The 18451-nt window shown below is 56.0% G+C and carries 16 protein-coding genes and 1 pseudogene; 10 read left to right on the top strand and 7 right to left on the bottom strand.

Annotation, left to right across the window (positions count from 1 at the left end):
- Window positions 1–206: 206 nt before the first annotated feature.
- Both ACR0CW_RS04185 and ACR0CW_RS04180 read right to left on the bottom strand, forming a co-directional pair.
- Window positions 207–1436 (bottom strand): sigma-54-dependent transcriptional regulator, encoded by a 1230-nt coding sequence (locus ACR0CW_RS04185; RefSeq protein WP_170333081.1) that lies wholly within the window; start codon window positions 1434–1436, stop codon window positions 207–209.
- Entirely contained in the window at window positions 1433–3166 is a 1734-nt protein-coding gene (locus tag ACR0CW_RS04180) for a sensor histidine kinase (RefSeq protein ID WP_480786907.1), read from the bottom strand. The genes ACR0CW_RS04185 and ACR0CW_RS04180 overlap by 4 nt, the downstream gene beginning before the upstream one ends.
- A gap of 47 nt (window positions 3167–3213) precedes the next feature.
- Here ACR0CW_RS04180 and ACR0CW_RS04175 point away from each other — a divergent pair, with 47 nt between their 5' ends.
- Window positions 3214–4395 carry a cytochrome P450 gene (locus ACR0CW_RS04175; protein WP_480786906.1) on the top strand — a complete coding sequence of 394 codons (1182 nt, stop codon included), beginning with the start codon at window positions 3214–3216 and terminating at the stop codon, window positions 4393–4395.
- A 43-nt stretch (window positions 4396–4438) separates the two neighbouring features.
- On the opposite strand, the gene ACR0CW_RS04170 is transcribed toward ACR0CW_RS04175, so the two are convergent.
- The gene (locus tag ACR0CW_RS04170) at window positions 4439–4918 is read right to left on the bottom strand and encodes an Lrp/AsnC family transcriptional regulator (RefSeq protein WP_155142006.1); all 480 of its coding nucleotides are present in this window, start codon (window positions 4916–4918) and stop codon (window positions 4439–4441) included.
- Between the two features lie 171 nt (window positions 4919–5089).
- Here ACR0CW_RS04170 and cobA point away from each other — a divergent pair.
- The 8 genes and pseudogenes from cobA to ACR0CW_RS04130 all read left to right on the top strand — a co-directional run.
- Window positions 5090–5839: pseudogene (gene cobA, locus ACR0CW_RS04165) on the top strand (uroporphyrinogen-III C-methyltransferase); the annotation flags it as partial.
- Window positions 5839–6153, top strand: a complete 315-nt coding sequence (locus ACR0CW_RS04160) for a DUF2849 domain-containing protein (RefSeq protein ID WP_155142010.1) — start codon at window positions 5839–5841, stop codon at window positions 6151–6153. The pseudogene cobA and the gene ACR0CW_RS04160, both read left to right, overlap by 1 nt.
- Before the next feature lie 63 nt (window positions 6154–6216).
- Window positions 6217–7881 carry a nitrite/sulfite reductase gene (locus ACR0CW_RS04155; protein WP_480786905.1) on the top strand — a complete coding sequence of 555 codons (1665 nt, stop codon included), beginning with the start codon at window positions 6217–6219 and terminating at the stop codon, window positions 7879–7881.
- Window positions 7871–8632, top strand: coding sequence for a phosphoadenylyl-sulfate reductase (locus ACR0CW_RS04150; RefSeq protein ID WP_155142015.1), 762 nt, complete (start codon window positions 7871–7873; stop codon window positions 8630–8632). Before ACR0CW_RS04155 ends, ACR0CW_RS04150 begins: the two co-directional genes overlap by 11 nt.
- Entirely contained in the window at window positions 8629–9036 is a 408-nt protein-coding gene (locus ACR0CW_RS04145) for a DUF934 domain-containing protein (protein WP_155142017.1), read from the top strand. Before ACR0CW_RS04150 ends, ACR0CW_RS04145 begins: the two co-directional genes overlap by 4 nt.
- A gap of 108 nt (window positions 9037–9144) precedes the next feature.
- Window positions 9145–9978, top strand: a complete 834-nt coding sequence (locus tag ACR0CW_RS04140) for a ferredoxin--NADP reductase (RefSeq protein WP_480786930.1) — start codon at window positions 9145–9147, stop codon at window positions 9976–9978.
- 115 nt (window positions 9979–10093) lie between these two features.
- Window positions 10094–10684 (top strand): translation initiation factor IF-3, encoded by a 591-nt coding sequence (gene infC, locus ACR0CW_RS04135; RefSeq protein ID WP_480786929.1) that lies wholly within the window; start codon window positions 10094–10096, stop codon window positions 10682–10684.
- Window positions 10685–10922: 238 nt separating this feature from the next.
- The gene (locus ACR0CW_RS04130; protein ID WP_480786904.1) at window positions 10923–12032 is read left to right on the top strand and encodes an aromatic ring-hydroxylating oxygenase subunit alpha; all 1110 of its coding nucleotides are present in this window, start codon (window positions 10923–10925) and stop codon (window positions 12030–12032) included.
- A 13-nt stretch (window positions 12033–12045) separates the two neighbouring features.
- Here ACR0CW_RS04130 and ACR0CW_RS04125 read toward each other — a convergent pair whose 3' ends face one another.
- Together ACR0CW_RS04125 and ACR0CW_RS04120 are read right to left on the bottom strand one after the other, a co-directional pair.
- Window positions 12046–13368: an aspartate aminotransferase family protein gene (locus tag ACR0CW_RS04125; RefSeq protein WP_480786903.1), complete on the bottom strand. Its 1323-nt coding sequence runs from the start codon at window positions 13366–13368 to the stop codon at window positions 12046–12048.
- Window position 13369: 1 nt separating this feature from the next.
- Window positions 13370–14155 carry a beta-keto acid cleavage family enzyme gene (locus tag ACR0CW_RS04120; RefSeq protein ID WP_480786902.1) on the bottom strand — a complete coding sequence of 262 codons (786 nt, stop codon included), beginning with the start codon at window positions 14153–14155 and terminating at the stop codon, window positions 13370–13372.
- A gap of 88 nt (window positions 14156–14243) precedes the next feature.
- Between ACR0CW_RS04120 and ACR0CW_RS04115 the strand changes: the two genes are divergently transcribed.
- On the top strand, window positions 14244–15143 hold the full coding sequence (locus ACR0CW_RS04115; RefSeq protein ID WP_480786901.1) for a MurR/RpiR family transcriptional regulator: 900 nt from the start codon (window positions 14244–14246) through the stop codon (window positions 15141–15143).
- A 47-nt stretch (window positions 15144–15190) separates the two neighbouring features.
- On the opposite strand, the gene ACR0CW_RS04110 is transcribed toward ACR0CW_RS04115, so the two are convergent.
- Both ACR0CW_RS04110 and ACR0CW_RS04105 read right to left on the bottom strand, forming a co-directional pair.
- Window positions 15191–15982 carry an FAD binding domain-containing protein gene (locus ACR0CW_RS04110; RefSeq protein ID WP_480786900.1) on the bottom strand — a complete coding sequence of 264 codons (792 nt, stop codon included), beginning with the start codon at window positions 15980–15982 and terminating at the stop codon, window positions 15191–15193.
- A gap of 97 nt (window positions 15983–16079) precedes the next feature.
- Window positions 16080–18440, bottom strand: a complete 2361-nt coding sequence (locus ACR0CW_RS04105) for a xanthine dehydrogenase family protein molybdopterin-binding subunit (protein WP_480786899.1) — start codon at window positions 18438–18440, stop codon at window positions 16080–16082.
- Window positions 18441–18451: the final 11 nt, after the last annotated feature.

The raw sequence follows: 18451 nt of genomic DNA, 5'->3' as shown, positions 1-18451 counted from the left end.
ATGTACCCGAACGGAAAAGACTGATAGCGCTGTAGGCATGTGCGAAATCCCGCACACCACAATCAAGATTTGTGCGGAATTTCGCACAGCCTCGAATCACATCCGCGAATCGAACCGTGAACTTTTCATTGCTCCAAACGCAGGTCGGGTAGCTTACCCCACCTAACCTTATGAAAATATGTATTAAGGATATAGGAACAGCGGGGTCACCGGCGATAGTCCTCCGGCCGAATCTGGTAACGCGCCAATTTGTCGTAAAAAGTCTTACGAGGCAGTTTCAGCGCTTTGGCAGCCTCAGACGCCTTACCATTGTGACGCCCAAGCGCCGCAATCAGAAGAGAACGTTCAACCCGTGCCATCTGTTCGTTCAGCCCCAGATCAGCAGCTTGGGTAACCTCCTCAGGCATTCCGAGCACAAACCGCATTGCTGCCGACATCAGTGATCTTGCATTACCCGGCCAATCACTCGCCATGAGGGATGCCATGTGTTCAGAACTGACCTCGGGTTCTGCGATACCAGCTTGTTCAGCGGCCTGAGCTACGTAATGGCGAAAGATCACCGGTATGTCTTCGGGACGTTCCGCCAATGACGGGATGCGCACGCGCATGACATCAAGACGATAGAAAAGGTCGGCAAGGAACCCGCCCTGCGATGACAGTTCTGCCAAATCTGCGGTCGTACCGGCGACAATCCTTACCCCGGCACCCTGCTCAATCAATTCCAGCGCTGCATATTGCGTGGCTTCCGGCATTGCGGAAACTTCATCAAGAAACAAAGAGCCACCCGCTGCATCTTCGCAAACGCGCAGGAGGTCTTCGGCCAACAATCCTGCTGCTGGGCGTTTGACAAACGGGCCTTGTCCACGCGGAGACATCAGGTGCACCACTTCGGCAACCTTGGAAATGCCGCTGCCCGGTGGCCCTGTCACAAGAACCTCTGCACCTGTGGGCGCGACGCTTCTAACTCGATCTCGAAGTGCTTCGGCCTGAGCAGACAGTCCAAATAGCAAACGCGCGGCAGGATCTCCGCGCTCCAGCTCACTTTTCAGCGCGCGCTGCTCCAGAATCGCGGTTCGGCTGGCAAACGCGCGTTCCAACACTGCCAAAAGATCTGCTGCGGCGCAGGGCTTTTCCAGAAAGTCAAAAGCACCCTGTCCCATTGCCTGAACGGCCATCGGGATATCCCCTTCACCCGTCAGAAGGATGACTGGCAGATCCGGATCTATTTCTCGGGTATAAGATAGCAGGTGAAACCCATCCCGCCCCGGCATCCTGATGTCCGAGACAACTACGCCGGCAAAATCCGGGCGGATGTGATCCTTGGCTGCTACGAATGAACCTGCAGCAACCGGGTGATAATCTGCAAGCTCCAGAGTTTGCGACAATGCTTCGCGAACTGCCGCATCATCGTCGACCAAAAGCACCTTTTTGATCATGCGGCCTTGTCCTCTTTGAAGTATTCAAGCTCGACCGTGAAAATCGCGCCGGAACTTGCATTCGTACCACGAATGTTTCCGCCAAAGCTTTGGACAAGGCCATAGGAAATCGACAAGCCAAGCCCCATTCCTTCGGAAGAACCTACCGCTTTGGTGGTATAGAATGGCTCAAAAAGCTTCTCAGGCTCTTCGATCCCTGGACCAATGTCCCGAACAGTGACCGCCAGCCGTTCTCCGTTGTCTATGGCGATGCGAATAAGACGCTCTTCCTGATTACTCATCGCGTCAGCCGCATTGTTGATCAGGTTCACGAATACCTGCACCAACCTCACCTCCCCGCCCCAAGCGTAGACGGGCTCGGTATTGGGGTGCCAGTCCAGTGTGACCCCATCAGCATGCAAACGGGGCTCGGTGAGCTCCACTGCCGTTCTGATAACCTGCACCAGATCCACCTTGCCCATTGGTTCGCTTTCATTGCGCGCAAATGCGCGAAGGTTTTTGATGATCCGCGCCATACGGGCGGCCATTTCCGAAATTCGCCCCAGATTCTCGGTGGCTTTTTCACTCTTTCCTCGCGTTAGAAATGCAGCACCATTGTCAGCGAATTGCTGAATGGCCATAAGCGGTTGGTTTAGCTCGTGACTGATACCCGCCGACATCTGACCCAATGCATTTAGCTTACCTGCCTGCACAAGATCGGCCTGCGCCCGCTTCAGCGCGGCTTCCGCTTCCTGACGCTCGGCCACTTCACGCCTGAGTGCGACGTTTGCTGCTGTCAAAGCTCGCGTTCTCTGCGCAACGCGGCTCTCCAAAACTGCATTGGCATCCGCGAGAGTACGTCTACGCTCGGTCGCAAGGAAAAGCAGCGCACCGAATGCCAGAAAGATCGCTGCCACGGCAGCTGCCTGCAGTGCGGCCAATCGCCGTGCGGGCGCGATATCCATCAGCACTTCACCTGTCATCCCGATCACTGGCAGATCACGGGTCAGGTGCAATGCGCGTACCGGCAGGTACGGTCCCCACCCAATGCTCCAAATTTCGTGCGGCCCAATCCTGCTCGAGGCGAAGCTCCCCGCTTCTGCATGTGGCGGCGTGATCCCTACTTGCCCGTCAAATCTCTGCCAGAACAAAAGCTCGGATCGGTTGGAAATGAAAACCAGACCACTTCGGTCAATGAAGAACACAGCCTCGGTACTGCCGCGCCATGTACGTTCGACGTCTTCGATGTCTGCGATGATCATAACGGAACCGACGACCTGACCATCAGGACCAAAAGCAGGCGCAGCATAAGAGAATATGCGGTTTCCAATACCCGAGAGCACACCATGCGAGCTTCCCAATGCCCCGTGCATTGCACGCTCGAATGCAGGTTGGCCCTTCACATTTCCCTGAACAACATCATGAGCGGCGGCCAGAACCTGCCCATCACGATCGGCGTAGATGACGTCGATGGCCGCCGTTTTGTCAGCCACTTCAAGCAACAACTCACGTGCGGCAAATTTATCCGCTGGATTATCAAGCTGTTTAAGGGCCGGATGATCCGACATCAGGACCGCAAGTTCCTGATACACCTGCAGCTGCGAACTCAGCCCGTCCGATGCCAGCGCAAGATCCGCCTCAGCCTTTTCGCTGAGTTGAGTGAGCGCTTGTCGGTAGCCATAAGACCAGACCATCGCTGATAACAGTGCGACGGCGAACAAGTACCCGACAATGATCCAAAACCTGTGCATGACATAGGGTCTTGCATTCGCTGCGCCCCATGGCAAGTCTGCGCCGCATGAAGACACTCGCCCAATCCCCGACTGATCCTGAATTTGTGCAGAACCCCTACCCGTTCTATGACCGGGCCCGCGGCTATGGCGATCTTGTCTATTGGGATGAATACGAAATGCCCGCAGCTGTTTCGCATGAGGCGGTTCAGTCTCTGTTTCGGGATCGCAGGTTTGGACGTGAGGTTCCTGAGGAACTAGCGGTTGAAGGTCCCGCTCACCTCACGCCTTGGTTACTGGTCGAAAAGCACTCATTGCTGGAGGCGGAGCCACCCCGCCACACAAGGTTGCGCTCATTGGTACTTCGGGCATTTACTTCACGGGCAATAACGGCCCTTGCGCCCGGAATCGAAGATCTTTGCAACGAATTGATCGACACGTTCCCACAAGAACCATTCGACCTGCTGGACGCTTATTGCACACAAGTTCCGGTCATAACCATCTGTCGATTGCTGGGTGTGCCGGAAGAGATGTCTCCGCATCTGCTGCGGTGGTCGCATGACATGGTGGCAATGTATCAGGCCAGCAGAACACGCCGGACCGAGGATGTAGCAGCGCAGTCCTCACAGGAATTCACGGATTTCCTTGATGAATACATCGGGAAACGTCGAACCGAACCGCGCGAAGATCTGATAACTCGCCTGATTGTAGCCGAAGAAGATGGTGAGAAGCTCTCGCGTGATGAACTGATTGCAACCTGTATCCTGCTGCTCAATGCCGGACATGAGGCAACGGTCCACTCGTTGGGAAATGGTGTCAAAACGCTGCTGGAAACCGGGGCGGGTGCAGAGTCTTTGATGCCAGACACGATCGATAACACCATTGAGGAAATCCTGAGAATTGATCCACCGCTTCATATGTTCACGCGCTATGCATATGAGGATGTAGAACTTTACGGACACCGGTTCTCTCGCGGTGATCAGGTCGCCTTGTTATTGGGCGCTGCAAATCGCGACCCCTCGATCTGGAACGATCCGGATAGATTTGATCCGACACGCTCGATAAAGACAAACACCAGTTTTGGCGGTGGTCTTCACTTTTGCGTCGGCGCACCACTCGCCCGTCTAGAGATGCGTATTGCGCTGCCAATCCTGTTTGAGCGTTGCCCCGGCCTTCGCTTGGCCGAGGCACCTGAGTATTCCAACAGCTATCATTTTCATGGGCTGACAAAGCTGATGGTTCAGATCTGACTTCAGATATCCCCTGATGTTTTGATCATCTGCGGATCGGGATTCAGGATTCAGTCAGTGCATTCAAGGGCAGCATCGTGGTGGATTTGATTTCTTCCATGGAAAGCAATGCCGTCACATTGTGCACGCGCACTTCTGAGATCAGTGTCTGGTAGAATGCGTCATAAGCACGGGCGTTCTTCACACGTACTTTCAGGATGTAATCAATGTCACCGGCAAGCCTGTGTGCCTCCTGAACTTCAGGCCGGTCACGTAGGGCTTTCAAGAAACGCCTTTGCCACTCCGCTTCGTGTTCAGAAGTTCTGATCAGAACAAAGAACGTCGCCTCAAAACCCAGCGCCTCTGCATCCAAAAGCACGGTCTGCTGACCGATGACACCGGCCCCCTTCAGCTTGCGAATTCGATTCCAGACCGGCGTCTTGGAACTGCCAACTCTGGCCGCAATCTCATCCAACGACTGACTGGCGTCGCGCTGCAACTCGGCCAGAATTTTCCGATCCGTGTCGTCTATTCGCACTGACATCCCAATTTTCCTTCCAATTCAAAACTCGCGTCCCGCTTCACACCGCAGGCAGAACGTATGTCCTTATTTGCGCGGATATATGGCGCATGACCGGGAATATTTCCTATATTGCAGGTCAAGTCAAACAAACGCCAAGGCACTCCAATGCAGGTTACGCAGACACAAGGGCACGCAGGTCACGTCGATTTCGTCGGCGCAGGCCCCGGTGATCCCGAATTGCTGACCCTCAAAGCGCTGACCGCCTTCGAGGCGGCGGAAGTCGTATTGCATGATCGCCTTATCAGCGATGAGATTCTGCTGTTGGCAGGCCAAACCGCTGAACTGGTCGATGTAGGCAAAGCTGGTTTCGGCCCTTCTTGGAAACAGGAAGACATTGATGCGCTTCTGGTCGAATACGCACTTAAAGGTCTGCGCGTTGTTCGCCTGAAATCAGGTGACGCCACTATCTTTGGACGACTGGACGAAGAAATCGATGCGCTCGACGCAGCGGGCGTCTCGTGGAACATCGTGCCCGGCATTACTGCTGCCTCAGCCGCAGTCGCCGGAATTGGTCAAAGCCTGACACGGCGCGGGCGCAACTCCTCGGTCCGGTTCCTGACTGGCCATGACATGAAGGGATTTGCAGATCACGACTGGACGGCGCTGGCGCGCCCCGGTTCTGTGGCCGCAATCTACATGGGTAAGAAATCCGCCCGTTTCATTCAGGGTCGTCTGATCATGCACGGCGCTGATCGTGCCACGCCTGTGACACTGGTCGAAAATGCCTCACGCCCGGACCAGCGCGTTGTGGCGACAACACTCGACCAATTGCCCACCGATCTGGCAGCTGCCGAACTCGATGGCCCTGCCCTTACATTTTACGGCCTTGCCCCGCGCGACGCGGCCAAAGCCGCAACTGAATTCAACAAGGAGCTTGCCTGATGGCCCGCGCTTTTACCCCCAAAGTCGTCACCGCAAATGACTTGCTGGAAGGCGATGTGATTTATCTGACCGAAGATGATCGCTGGTCTCGTGACCTGAGCGAAGCAGAGCTGATCACTGACGAGGCACATGCGCAGGTTCGCCTGCTGGATGCCGAGCGTCAGGTCAGCAAGATCGTGGGTGCCTATCTGGCTGACGCCGTAGCTGGTGAGAACGGCCCGGAACCCACCCATTTTCGGGAGGACTTCCGCCGAACTGGTCCGTCCAACTATGCCCACGGCAAACAGGAATCTTCCCAGCAGCCCCGGGTCTGACCTCAGGCCCCTCTCTCCCCTATATGGCCCCGGATCCGGGGCTGCAAAAAAGGACAGCTAGACATGTATCGCTACTCCGAGTTTGACAAAGATTTTCTGGCAGAGCGTAACGCCCAATTCCGTGCTCAGGTCGAGCGCCGCATTGACGGCTCGCTGACCGAAGACGAGTTCAAACCTCTGCGCCTGATGAATGGTCTGTACCTGCAGTTGCACGCCTACATGCTGCGCGTTGCGATCCCGTACGGCACCCTTTCCAGCGCACAGATGCGCCAATTGGCCCTGCTGGCCGAGAAGTGGGACAAAGGCTATGGCCACTTCACCACGCGCCAGAACATCCAGTACAACTGGCCGAAACTGAACGACGTGCCGGACATGCTCGACGCGCTGGCCGAGGTTGGCATGCACGCCATCCAGACCTCGGGCAACACAATCCGTAACGTGACCGCCGACCATTTTGCCGGTGCCGCCGCGGACGAAGTCGCTGACCCACGCCCATACGCTGAACTGCTGCGCCAGTGGTCCACCGACCACCCGGAATTCCAGTTCATGCCGCGCAAGTTCAAGATCGCCATCACCGGCTCGGAAAACGACCGTGCCGTGATCAAGGCACATGACATCGGCCTGCAACTGGTTGAGCGTGAGGGCGTGCTGGGCGCCCGCGTTATCGTGGGTGGTGGTCTTGGCCGTACCCCGATGATCGGTAAGGAACTGTCCGAATTCGTCGCCTTTGACGACCTGCTGGCGTATCTGGAAGCCATCGTTTCCGTGTGGAACCAGATCGGCCGCCGCGACAACAAGTACAAGGCGCGTATCAAGATCACCGTGCACGAGCATGGCATTGACGCCATCCGCGCCAAGGTGAATGAGCGATTCCTGCAAGTTCGCCCGCAGTTCAAGGGCGCCGATATGGCTCTGCTGGATGAGATCAAAGGCCACTTTGCACCTCCGGTCTTCCGCGAAGCTTCGGTTGCGTCGTTCGAAAGCGCCTATACCAACGATCCGGTCTTCCGTTCTTGGGTCGACACCAACATCGCGCCGCACAAAAACGCGGACCATGCGATCGTCACGATCTCGATCAAGAAGCATGGTCAGACACCGGGTGATGCGACTGCCGAGCAGATGCGTGTGATGGCCGACCTGGCCGAAGAGTTCGCCTATGATGAACTGCGCATCAGCCATGAGCAGAACGTGATCCTGCCGCATGTCCACAAGTCGGACCTGCCGGCAATCCATGCCAAGCTGAAAGAGTATGAGCTGGCCACCGCCAATATCGGCCTGATCAGCGACATTATCGCCTGCCCTGGCATGGATTACTGCGCGCTGGCAACTGCCCGTTCGATCCCGGTTGCGCAAGAGATTGCGACCCGCTTTGACGAGCTGAAGCTTGAGCATGACATCGGTCACCTGAAGATCAAGATTTCAGGCTGCATCAACGCATGTGGTCACCACCACGTAGGTCACATCGGCATCCTGGGTCTGGATCGCGCAGGCGTCGAGAACTACCAGATCACTCTGGGTGGCGACGCAACAGAGACCGCCGCTGTTGGTGATCGCACCGGGCCTGGCTTTGCTTACGACGAGATCGTGCCCGCCGTGGAACGTATCGTCGACGCCTATCTGAATCAGCGTGACAGCGCAGAGGAGACGTTCTTGCAGACCTACCGCCGCGTTGGCATGGCACCGTTCAAAGCGGCGCTTTACCCCGAGGCGCAGGCCAATGCCGCTTGACCTGATCCAGACGGAACTGGGTGCAGATCGCGCGGAACTGACCGAGAAGGTTGAAGCGCTGAACGCCCAGTTCCGCCACCACAGTGCCCATGACGTTATGCATGGCGCGTTGCAGGAAATCGAAGAGCTTGCTCTGGTCTCCAGCTTTGGTGCGGAATCGGTTGTGTTGCTGCATATGGCGGCAGTGGTCGACAAAGCCACGCCTGTCCTGTTCATCGACACGCAGATGCTGTTCACCGAAACATTGGAGTATCAGCAGGAAGTCAGTGAACGTTTGGGCCTGACCAATGTCAAAATTATCCGGGCGGATGACGAAGATGTTGAGCGTGATGATCCCTACGGTGCACTGCACCTGCGCGATACCGACGCTTGCTGCAACTTGCGCAAGACGTTTCCTCTGCAACGGGCGCTGAGCGGGTATTGCGGCTGGATCTCAGGACGCAAGCGATTTCAGTCCGGCACCCGTGCCGAGCTTGAGTTTTTTGAGGTCGAGGACGGCACCGGACGCATCAAGGTCAACCCGTTGGCCCATTGGGCGCCAGAAGATGTTCGCGCCTATATGGACGAAAACCGCCTGCCCCGGCACCCGCTGGTGGCCAAAGGATACCCTTCGATCGGCTGTGCCCCCTGCACTTCGCCAGTCAAAGAAGGTGAAGACCCCCGCGCCGGACGCTGGCGTGATCAGAACAAGGAAGAATGCGGCATCCATTTTGTCGACGGCAAGATGGTACGCGCAGGAGAGATACAATGAACGTAATCGTAACTGATGAAGGCTTTTCGCCTGATGACTGGACCGATGGCTACGTCACGTTGGAAGACGCCGCAAACGACGTCGTTGCGCTGGACGTGGCATCTGATACCGACCCCGATGAGCTGATCGACCGACTGGGCAGCGCCAAGATGGTGCGTGTGGACTTTCCGTCTTCAGCAGACGGACGTGGGTTCACAATCGCGCGCGTGTTGCGCCTGAAAGGCTACACCGGCCGTCTGCGCGCCAAAGGTCATGTCTTGGCTGACCAATATGCGATGGCGCGTCGCAGCGGATTCGACGAGGTTGAAATCGACAACGCTCTGGCCACCCGCCAGCCCGAGGATCAGTGGCTTGCCCGTTCTGATTGGCAAAGCCATAACTATCAGGCCCGCCTGCGCGGATAATCCCGCCAATCGCCAGCTTGTGACGAAATGGGGGCAACTTGCCCCCTTTTCCTGACTTGGATCAAAGATTAAACGGAGATGTCGGTTAAGCAGACCGATAGTGAAACGATGACAGAGATGAAATCCGTGACCGAAGCAACCGCCGTAAAGGCCCCTGTCCTTCCGGACGCACAAACCGTACTTGATGTGAAGCACTGGACCGACAGCTTGTTCTCGTTCAAGGTCTCACGCCCAGCCTCGCTGCGGTTCCGCTCGGGCGAATTCGTGATGATCGGCCTGCTGGGCGACAACGGAAAGCCGCTGCTGCGGGCCTATTCCATAGCCTCGCCGTCCTGGGACGAAGAGCTGGAGTTCTACTCGATCAAGGTTCAGGATGGCCCGCTGACCTCGAAACTGCAGCACATCAAGCCGGGTGATCAGATTATCCTGCGGCCCAAGCCTGTTGGCACACTGGTGCACGACGCGCTTCTGCCAGGTAAGCGTCTGTGGTTCTTTGCGACCGGTACTGGATTTGCGCCGTTTGCTTCGCTTCTGCGCGAGCCGCAAACCTACGAGGACTACGACGAGATCATCATCACCCATACCTGCCGTGAGGTCGCTGAGCTGGAATACGGTCGTCAACTGATCGAAAACATCCGTCAGGACGAGATGCTGGCTGAACTGATGGGCGAAGGCTTTGCCGACAAGATCCGTTACTACCCGACCACTACTCGGGAAGAGAGCCCCAAGATGGGCCGCATCACCGAGTTGCTGAAAGACGGTACTGTCTTTGCAGATCTGGGCATCGAAGGTGGCATTGAGGCGGAAACGGATCGCGCAATGGTCTGTGGCAGCCTCGCGTTCAACCATGATATCAAGGCGATCCTTGAGGAATTCGGCCTGCGCGAAGGCGCAAATTCGGATCCCAAAGAGTTCGTTATCGAAAAAGCCTTTGTGGGTTAAATTGCTTACCGGTCAGAGAATCGATCTCTGACCGGTCTACTAACTATCGTGAAACCCGCGAAAATCAGCTATTTCCGCGTTTATGGCGCTTGAAACACCGCCCGGGGCAGTCTAAATTCCGGGCTCGAAATTCTGCAATCATCAAAGGAATGAACCCATAGCCCGCAGACCTCACAACGCGCCGCCGCAAAGAGACACCGGCCCTCGCGTCAATGACAAGATCCGTGCCCCCGAAATTCGACTGATTGGTGCCGAAGGCGAAAATGTCGGAGTGGTTCATCCCGCCAAAGCCATGCAGATGGCTGCAGATGCCGGACTTGATCTGGTCGAGATCTCGCCCAACGCGAACCCGCCGGTCTGCAAGATCATGGATTTCGGCAAGTTCAAATATGAGCAGCAGAAGCGCGAAAGCGAAGCCCGTAAGAAGCAGAAAATCATCGAGGTGAAAGAGGTCAAGTTCCGGCCCAACACCGACACGCATGACTATGACGTCAAAATGCGCAACGTGGTTAAGTTTCTCGAAAACGGCGACAAGGTCAAAGTGACCCTGCGTTTCCGCGGACGTGAGATGGCACACCAGAATCTGGGCCGTGAACTACTGGAACGCGTTGCTGAAGATATCAAGGAAATCGGCAAAGTTGAAAACATGCCGAAGATGGAAGGCCGTCAGATGATCATGATGATTGGCCCTCTTCCGCAAAAGTAATTGCTGCGGATATCCAGTTTCGAACCCTGTCAGAGACACTCTGGCAGGGTTTTTTGTTCACCGGAAATTCAATTGGCGCGATTTGTAACGCCAGCAGCCAATCAACAAATTCAGAAAGTCTGAAACCGACGGAGTGTCGATTTCAGGCACTCTGATTTCGACGATTGATTGGCGCAAAGTGAAAAGCTCAGAATCCTCTTTTGCCTCAATCTGGTGCGACCAGACAAAGGAGGCGGCTATGGGTGAGATGTCTTTTTCCGGCGGCGTGTATCGATCGCTTCCTGCCCGGGCGTATTGTGACGAAGGCGTATTCACCCAAGAACGCGAACTAATCTTCAAGCGATCGTGGCAGTTGGTTGGGCACGCAACAGATATCCCGAACTTTGGAGACTATGTCGTCGAGGATATCAGCGGTGTTTCTGTGATTGTCATTCGCGGGCAGGATGGCAAAATCCGCGCCTTCTACAATGTCTGTGTACATCGCGGCCACGAATTGCTGAACGGCAAGGGCTGCACCAAGAAGATGACTTGCCCCTATCACGCGTGGACCTACGACACGACGGGTCAACTGCGCGCCGCCCCAAACGCTACGGCCTTTCCGGGGTTCGACAAAAGCCAGTACAAGCTGCGACCGGTTCGGGTTGAAATGTTCTTTGGTTTGATTCTGGTAAACCTCGATCCCGAAGCGCGACCAATGGCAGATCTGGCCCATAGCGCCCTAAGCGAGATTTCGGACTATGCCCCCAATCTTGCCACCTACAAACGCGCGGACCGGACGGAACGGCTTGCACAGGCTAACTGGAAGGTAGTCGCCGAGAATTTCAACGAATGCTACCACTGCGCGGTGGTTCATAAGACACTGACATCCGGCGTTGTCGACCCTGACCAATACCGGACCCGTGGCTTTGACTATGGCATTCGACACGCCAGCCCTGCCCGACCGGACTCGCAAAAATCCTACAGCTATGTCGCCGACCCCGAGGCGCGCACTGACAAGTTTCTAACCTGGTGGTTCTTTCCTCTGTTCGCACTCCAGGTCTATCCCGGCGGCATCGTGAACACCTACCGCTGGAAACCGCTTGGCGTGAACAGGACAAAGATCGAGGTTGACTGGTGGTTGCCCGCCTCCGAACCAAACGACGTCGAGCGCGAGATCATTCTACAGCATCGCAACACCACATTTGCCGAAGACGGCCCTATCGTGGATTCGGTGCAGCGTGGGCTCGAAAGCGGAGCGTTAGGTTACGGTGCACTTGTGGTTGACGATGCATGCTCATCTCAGTCTGAGCATCCGATCATGGCATTCAATGAGCATTATCAGAGGGCCATGGGCGACACCGCCCTCTGATTTTATTGTTCTCTTAAGCTGGCAGCGAAACGTCGATTGCCTTCGATAGCTTGCTGACAAGCTCGTCGATCTGCGCATCCTCGATGATGAATGGCGGCGCAAGCAAAACGTGATCGCCGATCTTACCATCGCGCGTCCCGGACATCGGATAGCAAATCAAACCTTCGGCCAAGGCTACCTTTTTGATCTTTCCGGCAATCCCTAGCGCGGGATCAAACGGGGCACGTGTTTCACGGTCGGCTACAATCTCAACCCCACGGAACAACCCCCTGCCGCGAATATCGCCGATGTTGGGATGTTGGCCGAAAGCGGCCTCCAACGCGGATTGTAGCTTTTCGCCCATCACACCGGCACGCTCAGGCAGTTTGCGCCCGGTCAGTTCGCGAACCACGGCCAGAGCGGCAGCTGTTGCAACCGGGTGACCGATATAGGTGTGCCCGTGCTGAAAAAAGCCCGAACCATCACGGATCGCATCATAGATTTTACCTGTACACATCATCGCACCGATCGGCTGATAACCAGCCCCCAATCCCTTGGCAATACACAGGATATCCGGCGCCACCCCGTCGTGATCACAGGCAAACAGATGTCCTGTCCGACCCATACCACACATGACCTCATCAAGGATCAGCAACACCCCGTACTGATCACAGATTTCGCGGATCCGTTTGAAATAACCGTCCACCGCAGGGACAGCACCAAGAGTTGCTCCAACCACCGGCTCGGCCATAAAGGCCATCACGGTGTCAGGACCCAGACGCAGAATTTCAGCCTCCAGTTCATTGGCGATCCGCTGGCCATAGTCAAAGCTGCTCTCATCTTCAGGCTTCTCAGCATACTCGTAGCAAGCCGAGATATGGGTCATGTCGATCAGCATAGGCGCGAACTGCGCGCGTCGCCATGCATTGCCGCCAGCCGACAAAGCACCCAGTGTATTCCCGTGATAGCTCTGTCTCCGAGCGATAACATGACGGCGTTCAGGCTGACCGATCTCGAGATAGTACTGACGGGCCAGCTTGATCGCCGCTTCGGTTGCTTCAGATCCGCCCGAAACAAAATACACTCGGTCCAGATCACCCGGCGCATGTTCAATCAGCAAGTCCGCCAGCTCTTCGGCCGGTTCCGAGGTCATGAACCCGGTATGCGCAAAGGCAATTTGTTCAACCTGATCCTGAACCGCCTTGATCACCGCAGGGTTGGAGTGTCCAAGACAGGAAACTGCGGCATCACCACAATCCAGATACCGTTTGCCCTGATCGTCAATCAGGTAACATCCATCTCCACCCGCTGCGACAGGAAGCACAGATTTTGTATGGCGTGGAAATACGTGGCTCATTTCAAATTCCTTTCAAACGATTGACCAGCGCTGCGACCGATGCCGCGTTATCCGCCCAGGGTTTATCCTCTGAGTTGGTCAGGCTGTTCTCAAAACCAACTCTTACATCCGCACCGCGGAGCGCAGCCGCTCGCAGACAATCATGCTCCTGCGATCCAAACGCGCAGATCATCCATGGGTCTTGATGCGTCGGAAACCGATCGAGATCTTCAGGCGTTGATTCCTGATCTGTGGAATAACGTCCCAGCACCAACAGACGGTCGACCTGATCGGTACGAACAGTTCCGATGCGTTGCCACTCACTCAACAACTCTGCATCAGCAGCGTCATACAGAATATGCTGAACGCGCGTACCCTGATCCGCGCACAACGCGTAAACGCTTTCAGCCATTTCGGGCATTCGCGCAATCTCACGTATCGAGATCGAGGCCCAACTGGGTTGCACTTTCTTCAGGCATTCGAATTGAGCCGGAACATCAAAAACACCGGCAGCTTCGGTGGTGATCTGGATATCCATCGAAGGAACCGCCCGCTGCACCTCGGCGATTGTCTCGCGGTATCTCCCTGCATCCAGTGAATGTGCACCCAGGTCATCGCGCACATGCAAATGCAATCCATTTGCCCCAACCTCGGAACACGCACGAGCTGTATCGACGATTTCATCCAGAGTTACCGGAAGACCAGCGTGATCATCGTGGCCTCTTCGCGCTCCGTTCGGGGCAACCAGGATATACGGCAAAACCACTCCGCTGCTTGAAACTTTGTGTTGTTGTTTGATGCCAGACATAGCTCAGCCTCCATGGGTCAAAGCCGATGTATCTGTTGAGAGAACGTTTTCAACTTGCTTATTTCAAAACATATGTTTTTTTCACTTTATGACACAGACAACGACCCAACTGATCGACCGGCTTCGCCGCGAAATCGACCAGATGCCTGCGCAACTTCAGGCGGCGACCAAGTACATCATAGATCACCCTGCTGATTTCGGGATCGATTCAATACGGGTAAGTGCAGATAAGATTGGCGTCAGCACAAATGTTATAGTGCGGCTGGCGCATTATCTGGGGTTTGAAGGATTCGAAGCCTTCCGCCACCCCTTTCGGCAGGATCTTGTAACCGACCGCGAACTCCTGCTCGGACAAGATTGGCTATCAAGAATGCAGGGCGGTGATTCATTTGCCGCATCGCAAGCAGTATTTGCCCGGAACGAACTGAACGTCGTCACGCGTTCGCTTCGTCTGTCTGAACCCGACAGAGTAAAGCAGGCCGTTGAATTGATCACTTCTGCCGACCGATGCTTTGTAACCGCGACCCGCGCCAGCTACGCCTTGGCGTATTACTTTCATTATGCCGGTCGCATGGCGCATCCGGGGCTTCAATTGATCCCACGGCATATGGGGTCAGCGATCGACGATTTGCTTAAGGCAGATCAGAATGATTGCCTCTTTGCCATAACGGTCCATCCCTATTCCGCTGATACCATTCAATCGATGCGTTTCACCCGTGATCGGGGTGCAAAGATCATAATGTTGTCCGATAGCGATGTGGTCGCACCTGGACTTGAGCCCGACGTCGTGCTGAAAATCAGCACCCGCTCTCAACATCATTTCTCCAGCTTTTCCGGCGCCATGGCCGTTCTGGAGTGCCTGTTAGGACATCTTTTCGAAGCCAACGGCGATGCTGCGCGTCGGCGTGTTGAAGAGTATCAGACGGCTCGGGAAGATACCGGTGCGTATTGGCGCGCAGCACCGCGCCCCAAGATCAGGCGAAAATAAAAGCCCCGAAGAAAACTCCGGGGCTTTGGGACGATTTGTTCAACCGTTCAGATGCAGGCTTCAACAGCGCGTTTGGTCATGACGCCAACAAGATGCGCACGATATTCCTTGCTGCCATGCAGATCACCGATCATGTTCATCGGATTAATCTTCAGATCCATCAGCGCATCAGGTCGAAACTCTTTGTTCAACGCCTCTTCTGCTTCTGACCAGCGGAACACGCCATCTTCGCTGGCACCAGTCACCGCTACACGCACCCCATCAGCAAATCGAGCGAGGAAAACACCAACTAGTGCAAATCGGGACGCCGGTTGCAGGAATTTCTGATAGCTCGCTGCTTGCGGGATCGGGAAGTGGACGGTCGTGATGATCTCACCTTCATCCAGTGCAGTTGTGAACATGCCCTGAAAGAAATCATCTGCCGAAACACTGCGATTGTTCGTGATGATCGTTGCACCCGATCCCAACGCCGCTGCCGGATAGCAGGCCGCCGGATCGTTGTTGGCAAGTGAGCCGCCGATAGTACCCCGATTACGTACAGCGGGATCACCGATATGACCGGCAAGATCGGACAGCGCCGCATATTTGTCTGCTGTCTCAGCTGCGACCATTGCGTGTGTCGTTGCTCCGCCGATGGCAAGTGAGCCGTCATCTTCGACACAAACACCCTGCATCTCGGGGATACTGCTTAGGCTGACCAAAGTCGTTGGTGCGGCCAATCTTTGCTTCAGCGTTGGGATGAGTGTTTGTCCACCCCCCAATGCCTGAGCATCCTCGGATCCAAGCGCGGCAACGGCGTCCGCGATGGTCGAGGGTTTTTCGAACTCGAAACTATACATTTCGCTTTTCCTTTCCGAAGAACGCAGATCCGTTCTTCATCTGGCTATAGATATTTCGGAGGTCCGGGAGGCAAAGCCCCCGGTCCACCCTCTCCATTCAACTGTTCATTGCTGCCCAGACACGCGACGGGCTGACAGGCATATCGATGTGATCGACAGCCTTTCCACCCGAGTTCAACGCATCGATAACAGCATTGACCACTGCCGGCGGAGAACCGATGGCTCCTGCCTCACCACACCCTTTCACGCCCAGCGGGTTGTGGGTGCATGGGGTCTGGCTGGAATGATCAACCTCATAAAACGGCAGATCATCGGCACGCGGCATTGCATAGTCCATGAAGGAAGCGCTCAGCAGCTGACCATTTTCATCATAGGCACAGTTTTCAAGCAGCGCCTGTCCGATGCCCTGACCGATACCGCCATGCACCTGACCGTCAACAATCATCGGGTTTATGATGTTGCCAAAGTCATCGGCGGCGGTGAAGGCCTCGATGGTCACCTGACCGGTCTCCGGGTCAACTTCGACCTCACAGGCATAAGCACCTGCCGGGAAGGTAAAGTTCGCCGGATCGTAAAACGCGGTCTCCTCCAGCCCGGGTTCAACCTCCAGCGGATAGTTGTGCGGCACATAGGCTGTCAGGGTCACATCGCCCCAAGCCACCGATTTGTCGGTGCCTGCGACGCTGAACTGACCGTCCTTCAGCTCGATATCCGCCTCGGAGGCTTCCAACAGGTGGGCCGCGATCTTCTTGGCCTTCTCGATCACCTTTTCAGTCGCTTTGACCATTGCCGAGCCACAGACCGCCAGTGAACGCGACCCATAGGTACCCATGCCAAACGGGATTTTCGAGGTATCGCCATGCACGATCTCGACCATCGACTCGTCGATACCGATCATGTCAGCCACAACTTGCGGGAAGGCGGTTTCGTGCCCTTGTCCGTGGCTATGTGCGCCAACCATTACGCTGATCGAACCGGTGGCGTTCACCCGCACAGTCGCGGCATCATAAAGGCCAGCGCGGGCCCCCAGCATGCCAACGATATTGGACGGTGCGATACCACAGGCCTCAATATAACAATTGACGCCCAGACCACGCAGCTTGCCATTCGCCTCGCTTTTCGCCCGACGCGCGGCAAAGCCTGCCAGATCGGCAGCGGCCTCAAGCTTGTCCATTGTCCCGTTATAGTCCCCGGTGTCATAGGTCAGCGCCACCGGCGTGTCATAGGGGAACTGGGTGACAAAGTTCTGACGGCGTAGGGCAATCGGATCGACGCCCAACTCTCGTGCTGCTTTATCGACGACACGTTCCAGCTGATAAGTCGCTTCGGGACGGCCAGCGCCACGATAGGCGTCCACCGGTACCGTGTTGGTGAACATCGCCTTCACATTCACCTGAATGACCGGTGTCTTGTAGTTGCCCGCCATCAGCGTGCCATGCAGCCAAGTCGGAACCGAACTGGAGAAGGTCGACAGATACGCGCCCAAATTGGCATAGGTGTTAGTCCGCAGACCGATGAAGTTGTTATCTGCATCCAGCGCCAGTTCGATCTTGCTGACATGGTCACGGCCATGGGCATCCGACATGAACGCCTCGGACCGGCTGGACGTCCATTTGACCGGACGGCCGCAGGCTTTGGCGGCAAAGGTACAAAACGCCTCTTCCGCATAGTGGAAGATCTTGGTGCCAAAGCCGCCGCCCACATCCGGGGCCACCACGCGGACCTTGTGCTCGGGCAGGCCTAGAACAAAGGCGCACATCAGCAGGCGGATCACATGCGGGTTTTGCGAGGTGGTATAGAGAGTATACTCATCCGTCCCGCGCTTGTACTCGCCCACCGCCACGCGCGGCTCCATCGGGTTGGCGACCAAGCGGTTGTTCACCAAATCCAGCGTCGTCACGTGCGCCGCGTTGGCAAAGACCTCGTTGACCTTTGCGTCGTCGGTCTCGCCCAACTGCCAGTCATAGCAGATGTTGTTCTTTAGATCGTCGTGAACCAGCGTCGCGCCATCTTGCGCGGCTGCTTTCATGTTCATAACTGCCGGCAGTTCTTCGATATCCAGATCGATCGCCTCGGCCGCATCACGGGCCTGTTCGAGGCTGTCGGCCACAACGGCGGCAATCGGGTCACCCACATGGCGCACCTTGCCTTGTGCCAAAATGGGGTGCGGCGGCTCCTGCATAGGTGCGCCGTGCTTGTCGGTCACTTCCCAGCCGCAGGGCATCCCGCCCACACCTTCGAAATCCTTGCCGGTGAAAACCTTGACCACGCCCGGCATGCCTTCAGCTGCAGACGTGTCGATGTTTTTGATCCGTCCATGCGCGATGTCGGACCGCAGAAAATGTACATAGGCCTGGCCATGTACGTTGATGTCGTCGGTGTAATTGCCCGCTCCGGTCAGAAAGCGTACGTCTTCGCGTCGCTTGGAACTGGCTCCGATGCCACTGTCTTTGGGCATTGCTTGTTCTC

It is taken from the genome of Ruegeria sp. CH6, assembly GCF_056537005.1.
This window is presented reverse-complemented; position numbering and strand designations above follow the sequence as displayed.